Genomic DNA, 15,089 nt, shown 5'->3' on the forward strand with positions numbered 1-15,089 from the left:
TCGATGCGAAGATTCGACGAATTGGAGCGTCGTTCGATTGGATACGAAGCTCTCAAGCGTGTCGCGCCTGGGCGCGCTTTGGCGACATGCATCAGCGTCGGCCGAACAGGCGGCCGTCGATGGTGACGAGGCCGAGCGCGATCAGCGCCATGCCGCCGAGCTCGAACAATTCGAGCCGTTCGCCCAGGAACAGAAAGCCGAGCAGGATCGCGCTGGCCGGCACGATGAGCGTGACCAGCGAGGCGTTGGTGGCGCCGGCCGAGGCGACGAGGTTGAAATAGAGGATGTAGGCGAAGGCGGTGGACAGCAGGGCCAGCGCCAACACCGCCGCCCAGACCGGCGGCGAGGCCGAAAACAGGTTGGTAGCGCCGTGGCCAAGCAGCACGATCGGGATCATGATGATGGTCGAAGCGGTCAATTGTCCAGTGGCGATGACCGGTGACGGCACACCCTTGAAGCGGCGGGCGATCATCAGGGCCACCGCATAGGACAGAGAGGCGCCGACCAGCGCGAATTTCGCCCAGACCGGACCGCCCAGCCCGGCAAGCAGGCCCGGACCGATCATCACCGCCGTGCCGACGATGCCGAGCGCGATCCCGGCAAGCTTGTTCCAGGAGAGCTTTTCGTCTGATGTGAGCGCGTTGGCGAGGATCAACGTCCAGAACGGCGTCGTCGAATTGAGCACCGAGGCGACGCCGGCGCCAAGCTCGGTCTGGCCGGCGAAGATCAGCGAGAACGGAATGACGTTGTTGACGAGCGCCAGCAGAAAGAACAGGCCGGCATGCGGCAAGGCGATGCGGAAGGACGGACCGCGCAGGCCGAGATAGAGATGCAGCGCAAGCGCCGCGATGGCGACGCGAAACAGCACCAGCACCAGCGGCGGAATCTCGGCAACCGCAATGCGGGCAAAGAAGAACGAGCCACCCCAGATCGCACCGAGCAGCAGAAGCTGCGCCCAGTCTTTCAAGACCATGGGGCCGCGCATTGCCGTCGTGGTTGTGATCGCCATGGAGAACCCTCCCGGATGGTTCTGAATGCCAAGTCAATCAGACGTCTGTTCAGGCCATATCCTGTTCGATGGCAAGGGCCACCCGAAACCAGATCAGTGGACTAGCATTGCATCATCTGCCGTAGCGCCGCAGCGTCAGGGGTGCGAGACACAGAATTGTTTTCATTCCCGCATAGGTTGGATTAATTGTGCGCAGTCTAAGCCAAGGGATTCGTCCATGCAGCAATTCGAAAATGCGCGCGAAGCGGCGCTGGCGCTTCGCCCGGACGATCCGATCTATTGCTTCCGCCCGCAGGTGCTGAAGGCGGACGCCAGGCAGTTCATGGGCATGTTTCCCGGCAAGACCGCCTATGCGGTCAAGACCAACGGCGAGCAGATCGTGCTGAAGGCGCTGGTCGAGGCCGGCGTCGGCGCTTTCGACGTGGCCTCGCCCGGCGAATTCGCCGCCGTGCGCGCGGTCTCGCCGGACGCCGAGATGCTCTACATGCATCCGGTCAAGGCACAGTCGGACATCAAGCTGGCGCTGGAGAAATATGGCATCCGGGTCATCTCGCTCGACCACGAGGACGAGATCACCAAGCTGACCCGCGTGGTGCGGGCGCTCGATATCGATCCGGGTGCGATCACCGTGTTCGTGCGCATCCAGACGAAAGGATCGGCCGCCTACGAACTGTCGAAGAAGTTCGGCGCCGGACCGGCCAATGCGGTCGAACTGGCCGAACGGCTGAACCGGACGGGCTACAAGGTCGGCTTGTGCTTTCATGTCGGCAGCCAGATCGAGGATCCCGACACCTATGAGCGCGCGCTGGCCTCGGCCGACTGGGTGCGCAACCGCGTCAGCTTCGACATTGCCGGTCTCGACGTCGGTGGCGGTTTTCCCGCCGAATACGGCCATGATCCCAACCGCAAGCAGATCGAGATGCCGTCGCTCGGCCAGATCATGTCGCGGCTGTCGGGCGACCTCAAGGAATACCAGTTCGACCAGATGCCGCTGGTGGCGGAGCCGGGCAGGGTGATCGTGGCACGCTGCCTGTCGCTGATCGTGCGCGTGCTGCTGCGCAAGGGCAAGCGGCTCTACATCAATGACGGCATCTGGGCGTCGCTGTCGGATTCATGGACCGGCAAGATCACGCTGCCGGCGCGCTTCATTCCAGACCCGGCGATCCGCTCGCGCAACGGCGAGGAGAAGACCATCGTGCCGTTCAAGGTCTGCGGCGCAACCTGCGATTCCGTCGACATCCTGTCGCGGCCGTTCTGGCTGCCGGAAACGGTCGATACCGGCGACTGGATCGAGATTGGCCATATCGGCGCCTATTCGCTGTCGCTGAGGACACGGTTCAACGGCTTCTATCCCGACACGTTTGTCGAGGTGACGACGCCGTTCGATGAGGGCGATGCGCCACAAGGGTTCGCCAGCCTGGAGACGATGGCGGATTAGTGAATAGTGAATAGTGAATAGTGAATGGTAGTGGCAGTGGAATTAGGCAGTCACCGCTGATTACTGACTACTGACTACTGACTACTGACTACTGACCACTGACTATTCACTATTCCTATTCACTAAGCAACGCCGCCGCCGGCCTGGATGTTCTCGCCGGTCAGCCAACGGGCCTCGTCGGAGGCGAGGAAAACCGCGACATCGGCAACGTCGCGCGGCGCTCCGATCCTGCCGAAGGGCGACATCCCGGCGGCGATCGCGCGATCCCGCTGCGGAAGCAGGTCGGTGTCGGTAAAGCCCGGCGAAAGCGCATTCACGGTGACGGAGCGCGGTCCGAGTTCGCGAGAGAGGACGCGGACGAACTGCTCGACGGCTCCTTTGCTGCCGAGATAAAGGGCGGTCTGGGTGAAGAACATCTTGGTTCCACCGGTGGAAACCGCGATGATGCGGCCACCGTCGCGCACGCGGCGCGCCGCTTCCTGAAGCGTGAAGAAGGTGCCTTTGGCATTGGCGCCGAAGACGTGGTCGAAGTCGGCTTCGGTGGCCTCGACGAACGGCTTTATGACGGCGACGCCGACATTGGCGACGACGATGTCAATCGCGCCCATCTGCTTCTCGGTTTCATCGAACAGCCGGCGAATGTCGGAAGCGCTGGAGATATCGGCCTGAATGGCGACGGCTTTGCCGCCATTCTCGCGGATGGCAGCAACGGCTTCCTGAGCGGCTTTCTCGTTGCCGACATAATTGACGACCACGGCCGCGCCGTTTGCCGCGAGCCCCTCGGCGATGGCGCGGCCGATGCCGCGCGAACTGCCGGTCACGAGCGCGATTTTGCCTTCAAGCGAATGATACATAGCTGTCCCTTTCTCGTCTGGCTACGGCCGTTCCAAATCGAGCGACGGCGTTCCATGTGGAAGTTAGGGGCATGCTATTGATCAGATAATAGCCTATGATCAAACAGGTTTGTTAAGTCTGGGGTACATAATGCGAGGGACCGAGTTTTCCGAGCTGAGGGCGTTCGCGACGATCGTCGAGGAAGGCAGCTTTGTCCGCGCCGCGGCCAGGCTCAGGATTTCGCCGCCGGCGCTTAGCCAGACGATACGCGGGCTGGAGGAGCGTGTCGGTGTCCGGCTGCTCAACCGCACGACCCGCAGCGTGTCGCCGACCGCTGCAGGCGAAACGCTGTTTGCCCGCCTCGCTCCGGCATTCAGCGAACTCGAAGGGGCTGTCGCCGACGCGCATGCATCACGCGATCGACCGGCAGGCTCGCTGCGTATCAATGTTCCACGCATCGCCGCAATGCGTTTCATCGTGCCCATCCTCGGCGATTTCCGCCGCGCCTATCCCGATATTGCCCTCACCATCATCGTCGACGACATGCTGACCGATATTGTCGAGGGACGATTCGATGCCGGAATCAGGCTTGGTGAGCGGCTGCATAAGGACATGGTGGCGGTGAAACTCAGCGGGGAGCTGGAGATGGCCGCAGTGGCGGCGCCCAGCTATCTCGAGGATCACCCCATGCCCCGTCATCCCGCCGACCTGCACCATCACCAATGCATCAATTTCCAGTGGCCCGGTGGCGGCAACATCTATCGATGGGAGTTCGCGCGAGGCCAGCGAGCTTTCGAAATAGCTGTGAACGGCGGTCTGACTGTCAACGACACGGAACTGATGATCAGGGCGGCCCTGGATGGGATCGGCGTGGCTTACATGCTGGATTACCAGGTTCGGCCGTGGATCGAAGCCGGCAAGCTCATCCGTTTTCTCGAAGCCTGGTCGCCGAGATTTCCGGGCTTCTACCTATATCATACGAGCTCCCGGCAGGTTCCGCCGGCCTTGCGCGTGTTTATCGACTTCCTGCTTGCCAGGCGATGATGGAATGGTGAATATTGAATAGTGAATAGTGAATAAGTCAGTAGTCAGTAGTCAGTAGTGAGCACCTAGTTCCATTCACCATTCACCATTCACCATTCACCATTTACCATTCACTACTCACTACTCACTAACCTGCTACAGCTTCGCCAAAAGCTCCGGTGTCGGCCAGCCGTCGACCGGCAGGCCTAGCCGCATCTGCTCCTTGCGGATCGCTTCGCGGGTGTTGGTGCCCAGGATGCCGTCGACTGTTCCCACGTCATAGCCTCTGGCCTCGAGCTTTGTCTGCAATGCCCTCATCTGGTCGCCGTTGAGGCCGGGTTCGGGATTGCGCGGGTCGAATTGCGGCGCACCCGCCAGCCGCGCGGCGAGATTTGCCGCGGTCAGCGCATAGGTGAAGGACTGGTTCCATTCGAGGTAGACGTCGAAATTGTCGTAGACCAGGAAGGCTGGCCCCTTGCGGCCCATAGGCAGTGCGAGGCCTGCCTTCAGGCCGTTGTCGACAAGCGGCGTGCTGTTCGGGTTGGTGACACCCCACTGAGCCCATTGCGCCAGCGGCAGCTTGTTGGTGCGCCCGGTCTGGTCCCATGGCAAGTCGTCCGGCACGCGGACTTCCTCGATCCAGCGCTGGTCTCGTTTCCAGCCGCGCGATGTGATCTTGTTGGCCGTGGTCATGATCACATCAGGCGCGCTGCCGCGCAGGTCGATCACTTCGTCGCCGTCGCCGTCGACGCCTCGGCCGAGATAGTCGGAAGGCAGCATCTGCGTCTGGCCGATTTCGCCCGCCCAGGCGCCAGTGACGTCGGCCGGGACCACGCCGCGATCGATCAGCGTCAACAATGGCACGATCTGGGGCCGGAAGAGCTGCGGGCGACGACAGTCGTGAGAGAGCGTGACCAACGCGTTCAGCGTTTGGAAATCGCCCTGCACGGCGCCGAAATCGGTTTCCAGCGCCCAGAAGGCGGCAATGACCGGGGCCTGAACGCCGAATTCGCGATCGGCGCGGGCAAACACGTCGGCATATTCCTTTAAGATGACCGCGCCCTGCTTCAGCCGATAGGCCGATATCATGCGGTTCGAAAACTCGATGAAGGTCTGGGTAAAGACGCCTTGGGCGCGATCACGCGCCAGCACCTTTCCATCGAGAGCGGCGGTTTCCAGCGCCTCAAGTCCGGCAGTGCCGATGCCGGCGTTCTTCGCCTCGGTCACAACGCCCTGCTTCCATGCCTGGAAATCGCCGCCGCATTGCTGTGCCACCGCCGGCGCCGCCGTGGCGGCCAGAAACAGCGCCGCGAGAATTTCCAAGCGCAATCGCATCGCCATCCTCCGAGAAGATTACCGGCGGTTGCAGGCGTCCTTCATTGGCTGTGTCGAAAAGCAGGCTGCAGGCCCGCTGTCAACGGGTGTTCTGCCGCAGCCATTTGTTCCAGGTGGCTTCCGTGCCGTTGAACACGTTGATATCGGCCTTCCCTGAGATGCCCGGCACAATACCGGTTCCGGTGTACTGCCAGAAGGTGAACGGGTGGCTGCCGTATCTTTTGCGCGGATGGCCGGCCACCGAACGCAGCCAGTAGGGATAGCCGCGGAAGGCCGACAGGCCGTTGTCGTCGAAGAAATCGATCGAGGTGTAGATGATCGGCTTCTTGCCATAGTGCTTTTCGACGATTTCGAGGAAAGTGCTCATCTCGCTGCGCACCGTGGCCGCATTGGGGCGCAGCTTGCAGGTCGGCGATTGCGGGTTCCATTCCATGTCGAGAACCGGCGGCATTGCCGACCGGTCTCTGGGCACGTTCTGGATGAACCAGCGCGCCTGCGTCGCGGCCGGTGTGCAGAAATAGTAGAAATGATAGGCGGCGCGCGGAATTCCGGCGGCTTTCGTGCGGCTCCAATGCTCGTTGAAATACGCGTCGAAGCGATCGCCACCTTCCGTCGCCTTGACGAAAACGAAGGAAATGCCGCTGGCCCTGGCCGCCGGCCAATCGACCGAGGTCTGGTATTTGGAGACGTCGGTGCCATGAACGGCATAGCTCCACGGCGCGCCGCTGTCCCACTCATGCGGGTCGGAGTCGTCAAAACGGGGTGCGCGCACCGCAACGCTCGGGGCGCCCGGCAGCGAGGGCGCAAGATCGTCGACGGTCGAGCAGGCGCCCAGCAGCGTCAGCATAATGAAAGCCGCGAAACGGCGCATCGCTACTCCTGAACCGGTTTCAGCCGGCCGCTGATGGGTTGTTGCTGCAGGTGGTCCCTCGACCGTGCCCCCAAGCGATCGCCCCATAGGACCGCTCTCCTATCGTAAGACGCGCCGCAACGGCGCGCCTTAATCGTTGTTTTTATGCATGTCGTTTGTCCCAAAACCGCTGCGCACTTTTGGGCGACATGCATCAGTGATCGCTGATCATGGTTGATATTCCGTTGACAGCGCTCGACCAGAACCGCGATTTTGCCGAAGCAATGGCGGCAAATCAATGGCATGGATGAGCGTCCGGGGAGAGTCGGAAGAATGCAGACTGTTCTGAGGCTGGTGAAATGGCTGCTCGGGCTGGCTGTGCTGGCGGTCGCAGCACTCGCTGCCTGGCTGTATCTGGCGCCGCCGGAACTGATCCGCGTCGGCTCGGGCTATACGGCCAAGATCGTTTGCTCGAATGTCTTTATCGCCGGACGCGATGCCGATCAGGTACTCGCCGTCGACGTGCAGGCGCCGGGCCATCCACTGCTGCGGCTGATGCGGGTGTCCGTCGACAAGGAACAGGGCACGGTTTCGGCCGGGCTGTTCGGCGTGTTCGGGAAGAGCGTCGCGGTCGTTCGGGACGGGCTTGGCTGTGCTTCGGTTCCGGATGGCGACATCGCCAGGGCCAAAGCAGTCGCCGGGCCGGCGCTGACACCGGCACCGCCGCTCGACGCGCTCTGGCCGGAGGGCGACAGAGTTGATGCCTCGCAAAACCCCGAAATCGCGAAAATCCTCGACGATCCTGCAATGACCGGCGCCGGTATGCGGGCTGTGGTGGTGGTCAGGAACGGCCGCGTCATCGCCGAGCGTTATGGCGCAGGTTTTACCGAAAAGACGCCGTTGCTTGGCTGGTCGATGACCAAGACGGTCAATGCCGCGATCGTCGGCACGGTGGTGAAGGACGGCAAGATGGTGATGACGAACCAGGGCCTGTTCGGACCCTGGAAAGCGGACGGCCGCGCCGCCATCAGCCTCGCCGACATGATGGCGATGTCGAGCGGGCTCGAGTTCAACGAGGATTATGGCGACGTCACCGACGTGACGCGGATGCTCTATCTCGAGCCTGATATGGCGGGCTTTGCCGGATCCAAGCCGCTGACCGGCGAGGTGGGCAAGGTATTTTCCTATTCAAGCGGCACGGCAGCGATGCTGTCGCGGCTTTGGCAGGATGCGATCGGCGACAAGGACAAGGCGCTGGCGTGGCCAAGGGTTGCACTGTTCGACCCGCTCGGCATGCAGAGCGCGGTGCTGGAGACCGACGAGCACGGCACCTTCGTCGGCTCGTCCTATCTCTACGCCACCGCCCGCGACTGGGCGCGCTTCGGCCAGTTCCTGCTGCAGGATGGTGTCTGGAACGGCCAGGAGATCCTGCCTGCGGGCTTCGTCGCCTGGATGCGGGAAGCCGCACCCGCCTCGAAAGTCTACGGCAGGGGCCAGGTGTGGATCGAGGGTCCGGGCGACGAGGAGAGCCCCGGCGCCGGTATCGCTGCGGGCCTGCCAAGGGATAGCTATTGGATGGAAGGCCATGACGGGCAGACGGTCGCCATCATCCCCTCGGCGCAGCTTGTGGTGGTACGGCTCGGCCTGACGCCGGCCACGCTCGGCTACCGGCCGCAGATCATGCTGGCAGCGCTGGTGAAGGCGCTGCATTAGAGGAATGCGGCGATCGCTCGCCGCAGGGTCTATGCAGCTGTCGCCAAAGGTCTTGCACGATCAACACGCGCCCGCTCGTCGGGCGAATTCATGACCGCCCACAGATCGTTGCGGCGTTGGACGTTCAACCAGAAATCCGGGCTGTTACCAAACACCCGCGCCAGAATGAGCGCGGTTGCCGCCGTCACATTACGGCGATCGTTGCACAATTCGTTCACATGCTTGCGCTGGACGCCCATAGCATCGGCTAAAGTCGCCTGTGTCAGGCCGAGTGGCTGCATGAATTCTTCGGTAAGAATTTCGCCAACCGTTGCTGGCTTGCGCGCGGTCATCAACATGTCTCACCTCACTTATAACCGTGGTCGTCGAGATATATGTCCGACGCCTCACCCCGGCCACCATCCCAGCGGAAGACCAGCCGCCATTGTTTGTTGACACGGATCGAATGGAAGCCTTCGAGATTGCCGCGCAACTTCTCGAGATGGTTGCTGGGCGGCACACACAAATCCTGATCGATCGCTGCGTCGTCAATCATCTGGAGCTTGCGGAACAAGCGGCTTTCGAGATCGGACGGGATGTTGCGGGAGTGAGTGTCGTCCACGAAGAAGGCCCGCAGCCATACGTCTCTAAAGCCTATGATCATCCCACGCTTCCAGCGATGAGCTGATGTACCACTCCGTGGGTCATATGGCAATGTGATTTAGCCGAAATCAACCCCGCCTCACTGAGGAGTTGGAGCAGCCTTACTGCGGCAGAAATCAGAAGCATTGCTACTAAATGGCGATCTTGGTGACGGCGAGCCAGGCGTAACCGCGATAAAGCGTTCTAAACCGAAGGGTTGCGCCGCGCCTTGCCGATTCTGATTGCAGGACGTCCCGCAGGGCCTCACGCGGCTCGACGTGGAATTTTCCCAGCCAGCCGCGCAGCAGCGTGCGGAACCAGCGGGGCAGGGCCTCCTGCTGGCCGAAATCGACGACGTGCAGCGAACCGCCGGGTGACAGCGCTGCAAGTGCCGCTGATACGGTCTTCTCCCAGCCGGGGATCATCGACAGCGAATAGGAGACAAAAATGCGGTCGAAACGTTCGACGGAAAACAACGCCTTCGCGTCGAAATCAGTGGCGTCGCCGCGCGCCAGTGTGACGCGGCCGGAAAGACCTTCGCGGGCAATGGCAGCAGTGGCCGTTTCCAGCATTTCGGCTGAAATATCGAGACCGAAGAAGCGGGCGTCGGGATAGCGGCGGGCGGCGAGGACGATGTTGCGGCCGGTGCCGCAGCCAAGCTCGAGCACGGTGCCGCCGGCCGGCACTTCCAGCCCTGATATCAACCGGTCGCGGCCGAGCAGGTAATATTTGCGGGTCAGGTCGTAGATGTGGCGCTGCCAGCGGTAGACGCCGTCCATCAGCTCGGCGTGCCCGGCCGGCGGTTCGCCGTGCCTGGCCGGCAGTTCGGTCGCGCTCATGCGGCTTGCTTCACATAAAGGTGGAAGCCGCCATAGATGGCCGAACGGTCGCGGGCCGAGAATTGGCGCGAGGCCTCGTCCGCATAGCTCCACTGGTCGAGCAGCGAATTCGAGACCCGGCCGGGCAACAGGCTGGGTTCGGCCGCGGTGCGGAAGATGACGCGAGCATCGGTCGACGCGGTACGGGTGATCTCGGCCCACAGCGCATTGAGCTGGTCGTCGGTCATCCAGTCCTGCGCGTCGAGCAGGACGAAGCGGTCGACCGAACCGGCATCCTTGCCGGCAAGGAATTCGATCAGATTGGCATGGTGGATGGCGACGCGGTCGATATTGTTGCGGATTGCCTGGTAGTTGCGTTTTTCGAGGTAGGCAGGCAGCGCCGCCTCGCCGGGATTGGGATAGCGGCGGGCAAAAGCCTGCCAGGCGAAATAGTTGTTCTCCAGCGGAAAATCGCAGGCGAGCTTTTCCAGCCGGGCCTTCAGCACGCTGGCCATGGTGCCGTCGCCCGAGGTGATCAGCGAATCGTACTGCGCCGGCGGAATGCCGAGGCCGAACAGCGAGGCTTTTCGCGATGTTGCCCATTTCAGCAGCGGTTTTTCGAAGACCGGCGCCAGCTCGTCGTCGAAGAAGCGGCGCTGGTCGGCCATGCTTTTGGCTTCCATGATGCCGGCCGGATCGACGCCGAAGAATTTGGCGGTGCGGTGGCCCATGGCAATGAACAGGCCGAGCAGTCCGGTCTGGTAGAAATTGCGGTCGAAGACGGCTATGCGGCGACGCCGGCGCCAGTTGCGATGTTCCCAGTAATGGCGGCTGACCGGGTCGAGATGCGGCGCGATGAAACGGTCGTAGGCTTGCGAATTGTGACGGGTCTCGGCAGCGCCGAAGAAACGGAACAGGTCACCCTGCGACGGCAGATGGCGCACCGCTTCGAGCTTCATGCGGTTCAGCGCGATATGGGCGGCGTTGAGATCGACGGCGTCGACCCTTTCGGGTGACCGGGTGAGATAGGCAAGGATGTTACAGCCGCCCGAGGCGATGGTGACGACGCGGTGGCCCTGGCCAAGCTGCATCGCCTCCATGTCGACGTCGGGGTCTTCCCAGATCTGCGGATAGACGAGGCCGGAAAACAGCAAGGCGAAGAGCCGCTCGGAGAGGCCTGCCTTAGACAGCGGGCGGTTCTGGTAGACGGCCTTGCCAACTTGCTTGCCGCGGCGAAAAACCAGTTCTCCGGAAACATCCGTCATGACAAGGCGATTCCCCGTTTGCTCTGGCGCAAGCGGGTAGCGCAGGTGGATGACAGGCCGGTGACAGTCTGTTGAGGCGAGTTCAGGCGTTGCCAAATCCGCCCGGCGTCGGCGTCGTCACGATGACGGCTTCACCGGCCTCGAGCACCGTCTGGTCGCAAGCCTTCAGGACTTCGATGCGGCCATCCTTGCGGCGAACCTTGGTCGAGCCGACCTCGCCATCGCCGCCGCCGTCCAGGCCTTGCGGCGGGCGATTGCGATGTGAGGACAGGATTGCGCATTCCATCTTTTCGAGGAAACGGATGGTGCGCTCGGTGCCGTCGCCGGCACTCCATTTGCCTTTGCCGCCGGAGCCTTCGCGGATGTGGAAATCCTCGAGCAGGACGGGGAACCGCAACTCCAGCACTTCCGGGTCGGTCAGGCGCGAATTGGTCATGTGGGTGTGGACGCCGGAGGTGCCGGCAAAGCCGCGACCGCTGTTCATCCGGCCTGCCGGCGAGCCGGAGCAGATCGTCTCGTAATACTGGTACTGCTTGTTGCCGAAGGTGAGGTTGTTCATCGTGCCTTGCGCATTGGCCATCGCGCCCATGGCGCCGAACAGCGCATTGGTGACATGCTGCGAGGTCTCGACATTGCCGGCGACGACCGCGGCCGGGTAGGTCGGCTTCAGCATGCAACCTTCGGGAATGATGATGTTGATCGGTCTCAGACACCCGGCATTCATCGGGATCATGTCCTCGACCATGACGCGGAACGCATAGAGCACGGCTGCGCGGGCGACCGGCTCGGGGGCGTTGAAGTTGTTCTTCATGACCGGCGATGTGCCGGTGAAGTCGACGGTTGCCTCGCGCTTTTGCCGGTCGACCGATATCTTCACCTTGATGATTTGGCCGGTGTCGGTCGGATACTCGTATACGGAGCTGTCGGGCAGCCGCTCCAGCACGCGGCGCACGCTTTCGGCGGCATTGTCCTGGACATGGCCCATATAGGCCTCGACCACGCCAAGGCCGAAATGCGCGACCATCTCGTGCAACTCGGCAACGCCCTTTTCATTGGCGGCAATCTGCGCCTTGAGGTCGGCGATGTTCTGGTGCGGATTGCGCGCCGGGTAGGGATGGTCGGTGAGCAGCGTCTCCAGCTCCTTCTCGCGGAACCGGCCGCGATCGACGATGCGGAAATTGTCGAACAGCACGCCTTCCTCGTCGACGGTGGTGGCGAGCGGCGTCATCGAGCCGGGCGCCGTGCCGCCAATGTCGGCATGATGGCCGCGCGAGGCGACGTAGAAGAGGATCTTTGGCGATTGGCCGATCTCCCCCCTTGTGGGGGAGATGCCCGGCAGGGCAGAGGGGGGCAACGTCGAGCGCTCAGCTTCGCGGTATGCCGGCTCGCCAATTGGAGGCGTTGGCGGGACAGCGCCCCCCTCTGTCGGCTTCGCCGACATCTCCCCCACATGGGGGGAGATTGGGCGCCCATCCTCAAAGACCGGCGTCACCACGGTGATGTCAGGCAGATGCGTGCCGCCATTATAAGGTGCATTCAGTGCGAAGACGTCGCCGGGGTGGATGTCGCCGGAATTGAGCCGGATGATGGTTTCCACCGAACGGTCCATGGAGCCGAGATGCACCGGCATGTGCGGCGCGTTGGCGACCAGCGCGCCATTGCGGTCGAAGACGGCACAGGAGAAATCCAGCCGTTCCTTGATGTTGACCGAATAGGCGGTGTTTTGCAGCGTCACGCCCATCTGTTCGGCGATCGACATGAACAGGTTGTTGAACACCTCCAGCATGACCGGATCGGCCTCGGTGCCGAGCGCAGCCAGCCGGCGCTTTTTCTCGATGCGACGCAGGAGCACGTGGTTCTTGGCGGTGATTTCGGCCTGCCAGCCCGGCTCGACGACGATGGTCTGGTTCGGTTCGATGACCAGGGCAGGGCCGCCTAGCTTGTGCCCCGGTTTAAGCGCCTCGCGGCGGAAAATGCCGGCGTCTCGCCAGGTGCTGTCGATGAAGATTTGCCGATTTTCCGAAGGGCTTGCGGCGATGTCCTCAAGGATTGAATCACTTTCCTCGCGGCCGGCGGCGCCGCTGTCGATACCTTCGACGCCGACCGATTCCACGATCATCGGCTTGTCGTCATAGACGAAGCCGAACTGCGCCTTGTGGGCGGCTTCGAAATCCGCCTTGGCGCGTGCGATCGAGCCGCGCTCGAAATTCACCGGCAACGCGGTGTCGGTGCCGTCGTAGCGGATCTGCAGCACCGGTTTCGAGGCGACGGCGTCCTCGGCAATGCCTTGCGCGGCAAGCTCGTCGATGACGGCTTTGCGCAGCGTCGCGATGAGCTCGTCGATTGCCGGCCTGGACACTTCCGCCAGCGATTTCAGCAGCGCCTGCTGGCGCGACGAAAAAATCGAGGACAATCCAATGCCATAGGCCGACAGCAGGCCGGAGAAGGGATGGATCAGCACCGCCTCCATGCCGAGTGCGTCGGCAACGAGGCAGGCGTGCTGGCCGCCGGCGCCGCCAAAACAGTTCAGGAGATACTCGGTGACGTCGTAGCCGCGCTGCACGGAAATCTTCTTGATGGCGTTGGCCATGTTTTCGACGGCGATGGTGACGAACCCTTCGGCCACAGCCTCCGGCGTGCGGCCGTCGCCGATTTCGGCGGCGAGTGCGGCGAACTTCTCGCGCACGGTTTGCACGTCGAGCGGCTCGTCCTGGCCGGGTCCAAAAATGGCCGGGAAGAAGTCGGGCTGCAGCTTGCCCAGCATGACATTGGCGTCGGTGACGGCCAGCGGGCCGCCGCGCCGGTAGGCGGCCGGGCCGGGATTGGCGCCGGCCGAATCCGGCCCGGCGCGAAAACGGCCGGCCTCGTAGTGCAGGATGGAGCCGCCGCCGGCGGCGACGGTGTGAATGCGCATCATCGGCGCGCGGATGCGCACGCCGGCAACTTCGGTGTCGAAGGCGCGCTCATAGTCGCCGTCATAATGAGCGACGTCGGTCGAGGTGCCGCCCATGTCGAAGCCGATGACCTTGTCGAAACCGGCGAGCTTTGCTGTCTCGACCATGCCGACGACGCCGCCGGCCGGACCGGACAGCAACGCGTCCTTGCCCTGGAACATATCGGCGGCGGTAAGGCCGCCGGATGACATCATGAACATGAGGCGGGGAGATTCCCTCTCGCTTGCGGGGAGGGTGGCGGCGAAGCCGCCGGGTGGGGTCGGCTCGACTGGGGTCGACGCTCTGGCGGTGCCTTCTGAGATGACCCCCTCTGTCGGCTTCGCCGACATCTCCCCCTCGAGGGGGGAGAGGACGCCCAGCTCTTGCGCCACCGTCTGCACATACCTTGCCAGAATCGGTGACAGATAGGCGTCGACCACGGTGGTGTCGCCGCGGCCGACCAGCTTGATGAGCGGCGAGACCTCATGACTGACCGAGATCTGCGAAAACCCCAGTTTCCTGCAGACTTTTGCAACCGCCTTTTCGTGGTCGGGATATTTCCAGGCATGCATGAACACGATCGCCACCGCGTCGATGCCGTCGGCCCTGGCTTGTTCGATGGCCGGGCGCATGGCGGCGATGTCGAGCAGCCTTTCGACGCGGCCGTCGGCGCGCACGCGCTCATCGACCTCGATGACGCGCTCGTTGAGCTGTTCGGGAAGGATGATCTGCTTGGCGAAGATATCGGGCCGCGCCTGATAGGCGATCCTCAGCGCGTCGCGAAATCCCCTGGTGATGAGCAGCAGCACACGGTCGCCCTTGCGCTCCAGAAGCGCGTTGGTGGCAACGGTGGTGCCCATCTTGATGTCGCCGATCAGGCCGGATGGGATCGGCGCGCCGGATTTTAGCCCGAGCAGATCGCGAATGCCCTGGATGGCGGCGTCGGCATAGGCTTCGGGATTTTCGGATAGCAGCTTGCGCGGGTGCAGCCCGCCTTGCGGGTCCCGGCCGATGACATCGGTGAAGGTGCCGCCGCGGTCGATCCAGAAATCCCATTTGGCGGTCACGGCAGCTCTCCCGGGCATTTTATTGATTCAAATGTGCTAATTCGCCATGCTCTGGTGTTAATTCGCCATGGCTTCGCCGGCAACGCAAAAGCAGATGATGTTACATACAGAAATGCAACGTTATGAAACCCATGGGGCATTTGGTGCATTCTGTCCTCGATCGTCACCGGTAGCGGGGGCGTG

The 15,089-nt window shown here is 62.7% G+C and carries 12 protein-coding genes; 3 read left to right on the plus strand and 9 right to left on the minus strand.

What is annotated here, in order from left to right:
- Nucleotides 1-91 precede the first annotated feature (91 nt).
- The gene (locus BLT09_RS14500; RefSeq protein ID WP_091594108.1) at nucleotides 92-1,009 is read right to left on the minus strand and encodes a DMT family transporter; all 918 of its coding nucleotides are present in this window, start codon (nucleotides 1,007-1,009) and stop codon (nucleotides 92-94) included.
- A 217-nt stretch (nucleotides 1,010-1,226) separates the two neighbouring features.
- On the opposite strand from BLT09_RS14500, the gene BLT09_RS14505 reads away from it, so the two are divergent.
- Complete coding sequence (locus BLT09_RS14505; RefSeq protein ID WP_027153812.1) at nucleotides 1,227-2,447, plus strand: alanine racemase; 1,221 nt, start codon at nucleotides 1,227-1,229, stop codon at nucleotides 2,445-2,447.
- A 122-nt stretch (nucleotides 2,448-2,569) separates the two neighbouring features.
- Here the strand turns inward: BLT09_RS14505 and BLT09_RS14510 are convergent, their stop codons facing one another.
- A complete protein-coding gene (locus tag BLT09_RS14510; protein ID WP_091594111.1) occupies nucleotides 2,570-3,301 on the minus strand; it encodes an SDR family oxidoreductase in 732 nt (243 codons plus the stop codon).
- A 130-nt stretch (nucleotides 3,302-3,431) separates the two neighbouring features.
- Between BLT09_RS14510 and BLT09_RS14515 the strand changes: the two genes are divergently transcribed.
- A complete protein-coding gene (locus BLT09_RS14515; protein WP_091594113.1) occupies nucleotides 3,432-4,325 on the plus strand; it encodes a LysR family transcriptional regulator in 894 nt (297 codons plus the stop codon).
- A gap of 135 nt (nucleotides 4,326-4,460) precedes the next feature.
- Here BLT09_RS14515 and BLT09_RS14520 read toward each other — a convergent pair whose 3' ends face one another.
- Entirely contained in the window at nucleotides 4,461-5,639 is a 1,179-nt protein-coding gene (locus tag BLT09_RS14520; protein ID WP_091594465.1) for a lytic murein transglycosylase, read from the minus strand.
- A gap of 79 nt (nucleotides 5,640-5,718) precedes the next feature.
- A complete protein-coding gene (locus BLT09_RS14525) occupies nucleotides 5,719-6,510 on the minus strand; it encodes a glycoside hydrolase family 25 protein (RefSeq protein ID WP_091594115.1) in 792 nt (263 codons plus the stop codon).
- 312 nt (nucleotides 6,511-6,822) lie between these two features.
- Here BLT09_RS14525 and BLT09_RS14530 point away from each other — a divergent pair, with 312 nt between their 5' ends.
- Entirely contained in the window at nucleotides 6,823-8,202 is a 1,380-nt protein-coding gene (locus BLT09_RS14530; protein WP_091594117.1) for a serine hydrolase domain-containing protein, read from the plus strand.
- A 29-nt stretch (nucleotides 8,203-8,231) separates the two neighbouring features.
- On the opposite strand, the gene BLT09_RS14535 is transcribed toward BLT09_RS14530, so the two are convergent.
- From BLT09_RS14535 to BLT09_RS14555, 5 genes are all read right to left on the minus strand, one after another.
- Nucleotides 8,232-8,540 (minus strand): HigA family addiction module antitoxin, encoded by a 309-nt coding sequence (locus BLT09_RS14535; RefSeq protein ID WP_091594119.1) that lies wholly within the window; start codon nucleotides 8,538-8,540, stop codon nucleotides 8,232-8,234.
- An 8-nt stretch (nucleotides 8,541-8,548) separates the two neighbouring features.
- Nucleotides 8,549-8,845 carry a type II toxin-antitoxin system RelE/ParE family toxin gene (locus BLT09_RS14540; protein ID WP_091594121.1) on the minus strand — a complete coding sequence of 99 codons (297 nt, stop codon included), beginning with the start codon at nucleotides 8,843-8,845 and terminating at the stop codon, nucleotides 8,549-8,551.
- A 130-nt stretch (nucleotides 8,846-8,975) separates the two neighbouring features.
- Nucleotides 8,976-9,662 (minus strand): class I SAM-dependent methyltransferase, encoded by a 687-nt coding sequence (locus BLT09_RS14545; protein WP_091594123.1) that lies wholly within the window; start codon nucleotides 9,660-9,662, stop codon nucleotides 8,976-8,978.
- Nucleotides 9,659-10,906, minus strand: coding sequence for a BtaA family protein (locus tag BLT09_RS14550; protein WP_236473671.1), 1,248 nt, complete (start codon nucleotides 10,904-10,906; stop codon nucleotides 9,659-9,661). The genes BLT09_RS14545 and BLT09_RS14550 overlap by 4 nt, the downstream gene beginning before the upstream one ends.
- An 82-nt stretch (nucleotides 10,907-10,988) precedes the next feature.
- Nucleotides 10,989-14,906 carry a hydantoinase B/oxoprolinase family protein gene (locus tag BLT09_RS14555; protein ID WP_091594125.1) on the minus strand — a complete coding sequence of 1,306 codons (3,918 nt, stop codon included), beginning with the start codon at nucleotides 14,904-14,906 and terminating at the stop codon, nucleotides 10,989-10,991.
- Nucleotides 14,907-15,089: the final 183 nt, after the last annotated feature.

Source organism: Mesorhizobium muleiense (assembly GCF_900099905.1).
GTDB classification, from domain to species: domain Bacteria; phylum Pseudomonadota; class Alphaproteobacteria; order Rhizobiales; family Rhizobiaceae; genus Mesorhizobium; species Mesorhizobium muleiense.

Excerpts from the sequence above, each read along its gene's own strand:
- BLT09_RS14545 (WP_091594123.1), bottom strand. The coding sequence starts at position 9,662 with ATGAGCGCGACCGAACTGCCGGCCAGGCACGGCGAACCGCCGGCCGGG.
- BLT09_RS14505 (WP_027153812.1), top strand. The coding sequence starts at position 1,227 with ATGCAGCAATTCGAAAATGCGCGCGAAGCGGCGCTGGCGCTTCGCCCG.
- BLT09_RS14515 (WP_091594113.1), top strand. The coding sequence starts at position 3,432 with ATGCGAGGGACCGAGTTTTCCGAGCTGAGGGCGTTCGCGACGATCGTC.
- BLT09_RS14535 (WP_091594119.1), bottom strand. The coding sequence starts at position 8,540 with ATGTTGATGACCGCGCGCAAGCCAGCAACGGTTGGCGAAATTCTTACC.
- BLT09_RS14550 (WP_236473671.1), bottom strand. The coding sequence starts at position 10,906 with ATGACGGATGTTTCCGGAGAACTGGTTTTTCGCCGCGGCAAGCAAGTT.
- BLT09_RS14520 (WP_091594465.1), bottom strand. The coding sequence starts at position 5,639 with ATGCGATTGCGCTTGGAAATTCTCGCGGCGCTGTTTCTGGCCGCCACG.
- BLT09_RS14525 (WP_091594115.1), bottom strand. The coding sequence starts at position 6,510 with ATGCGCCGTTTCGCGGCTTTCATTATGCTGACGCTGCTGGGCGCCTGC.
- BLT09_RS14510 (WP_091594111.1), bottom strand. The coding sequence starts at position 3,301 with ATGTATCATTCGCTTGAAGGCAAAATCGCGCTCGTGACCGGCAGTTCG.
- BLT09_RS14540 (WP_091594121.1), bottom strand. The coding sequence starts at position 8,845 with ATGATCATAGGCTTTAGAGACGTATGGCTGCGGGCCTTCTTCGTGGAC.
- BLT09_RS14530 (WP_091594117.1), top strand. The coding sequence starts at position 6,823 with ATGCAGACTGTTCTGAGGCTGGTGAAATGGCTGCTCGGGCTGGCTGTG.
- BLT09_RS14500 (WP_091594108.1), bottom strand. The coding sequence starts at position 1,009 with ATGGCGATCACAACCACGACGGCAATGCGCGGCCCCATGGTCTTGAAA.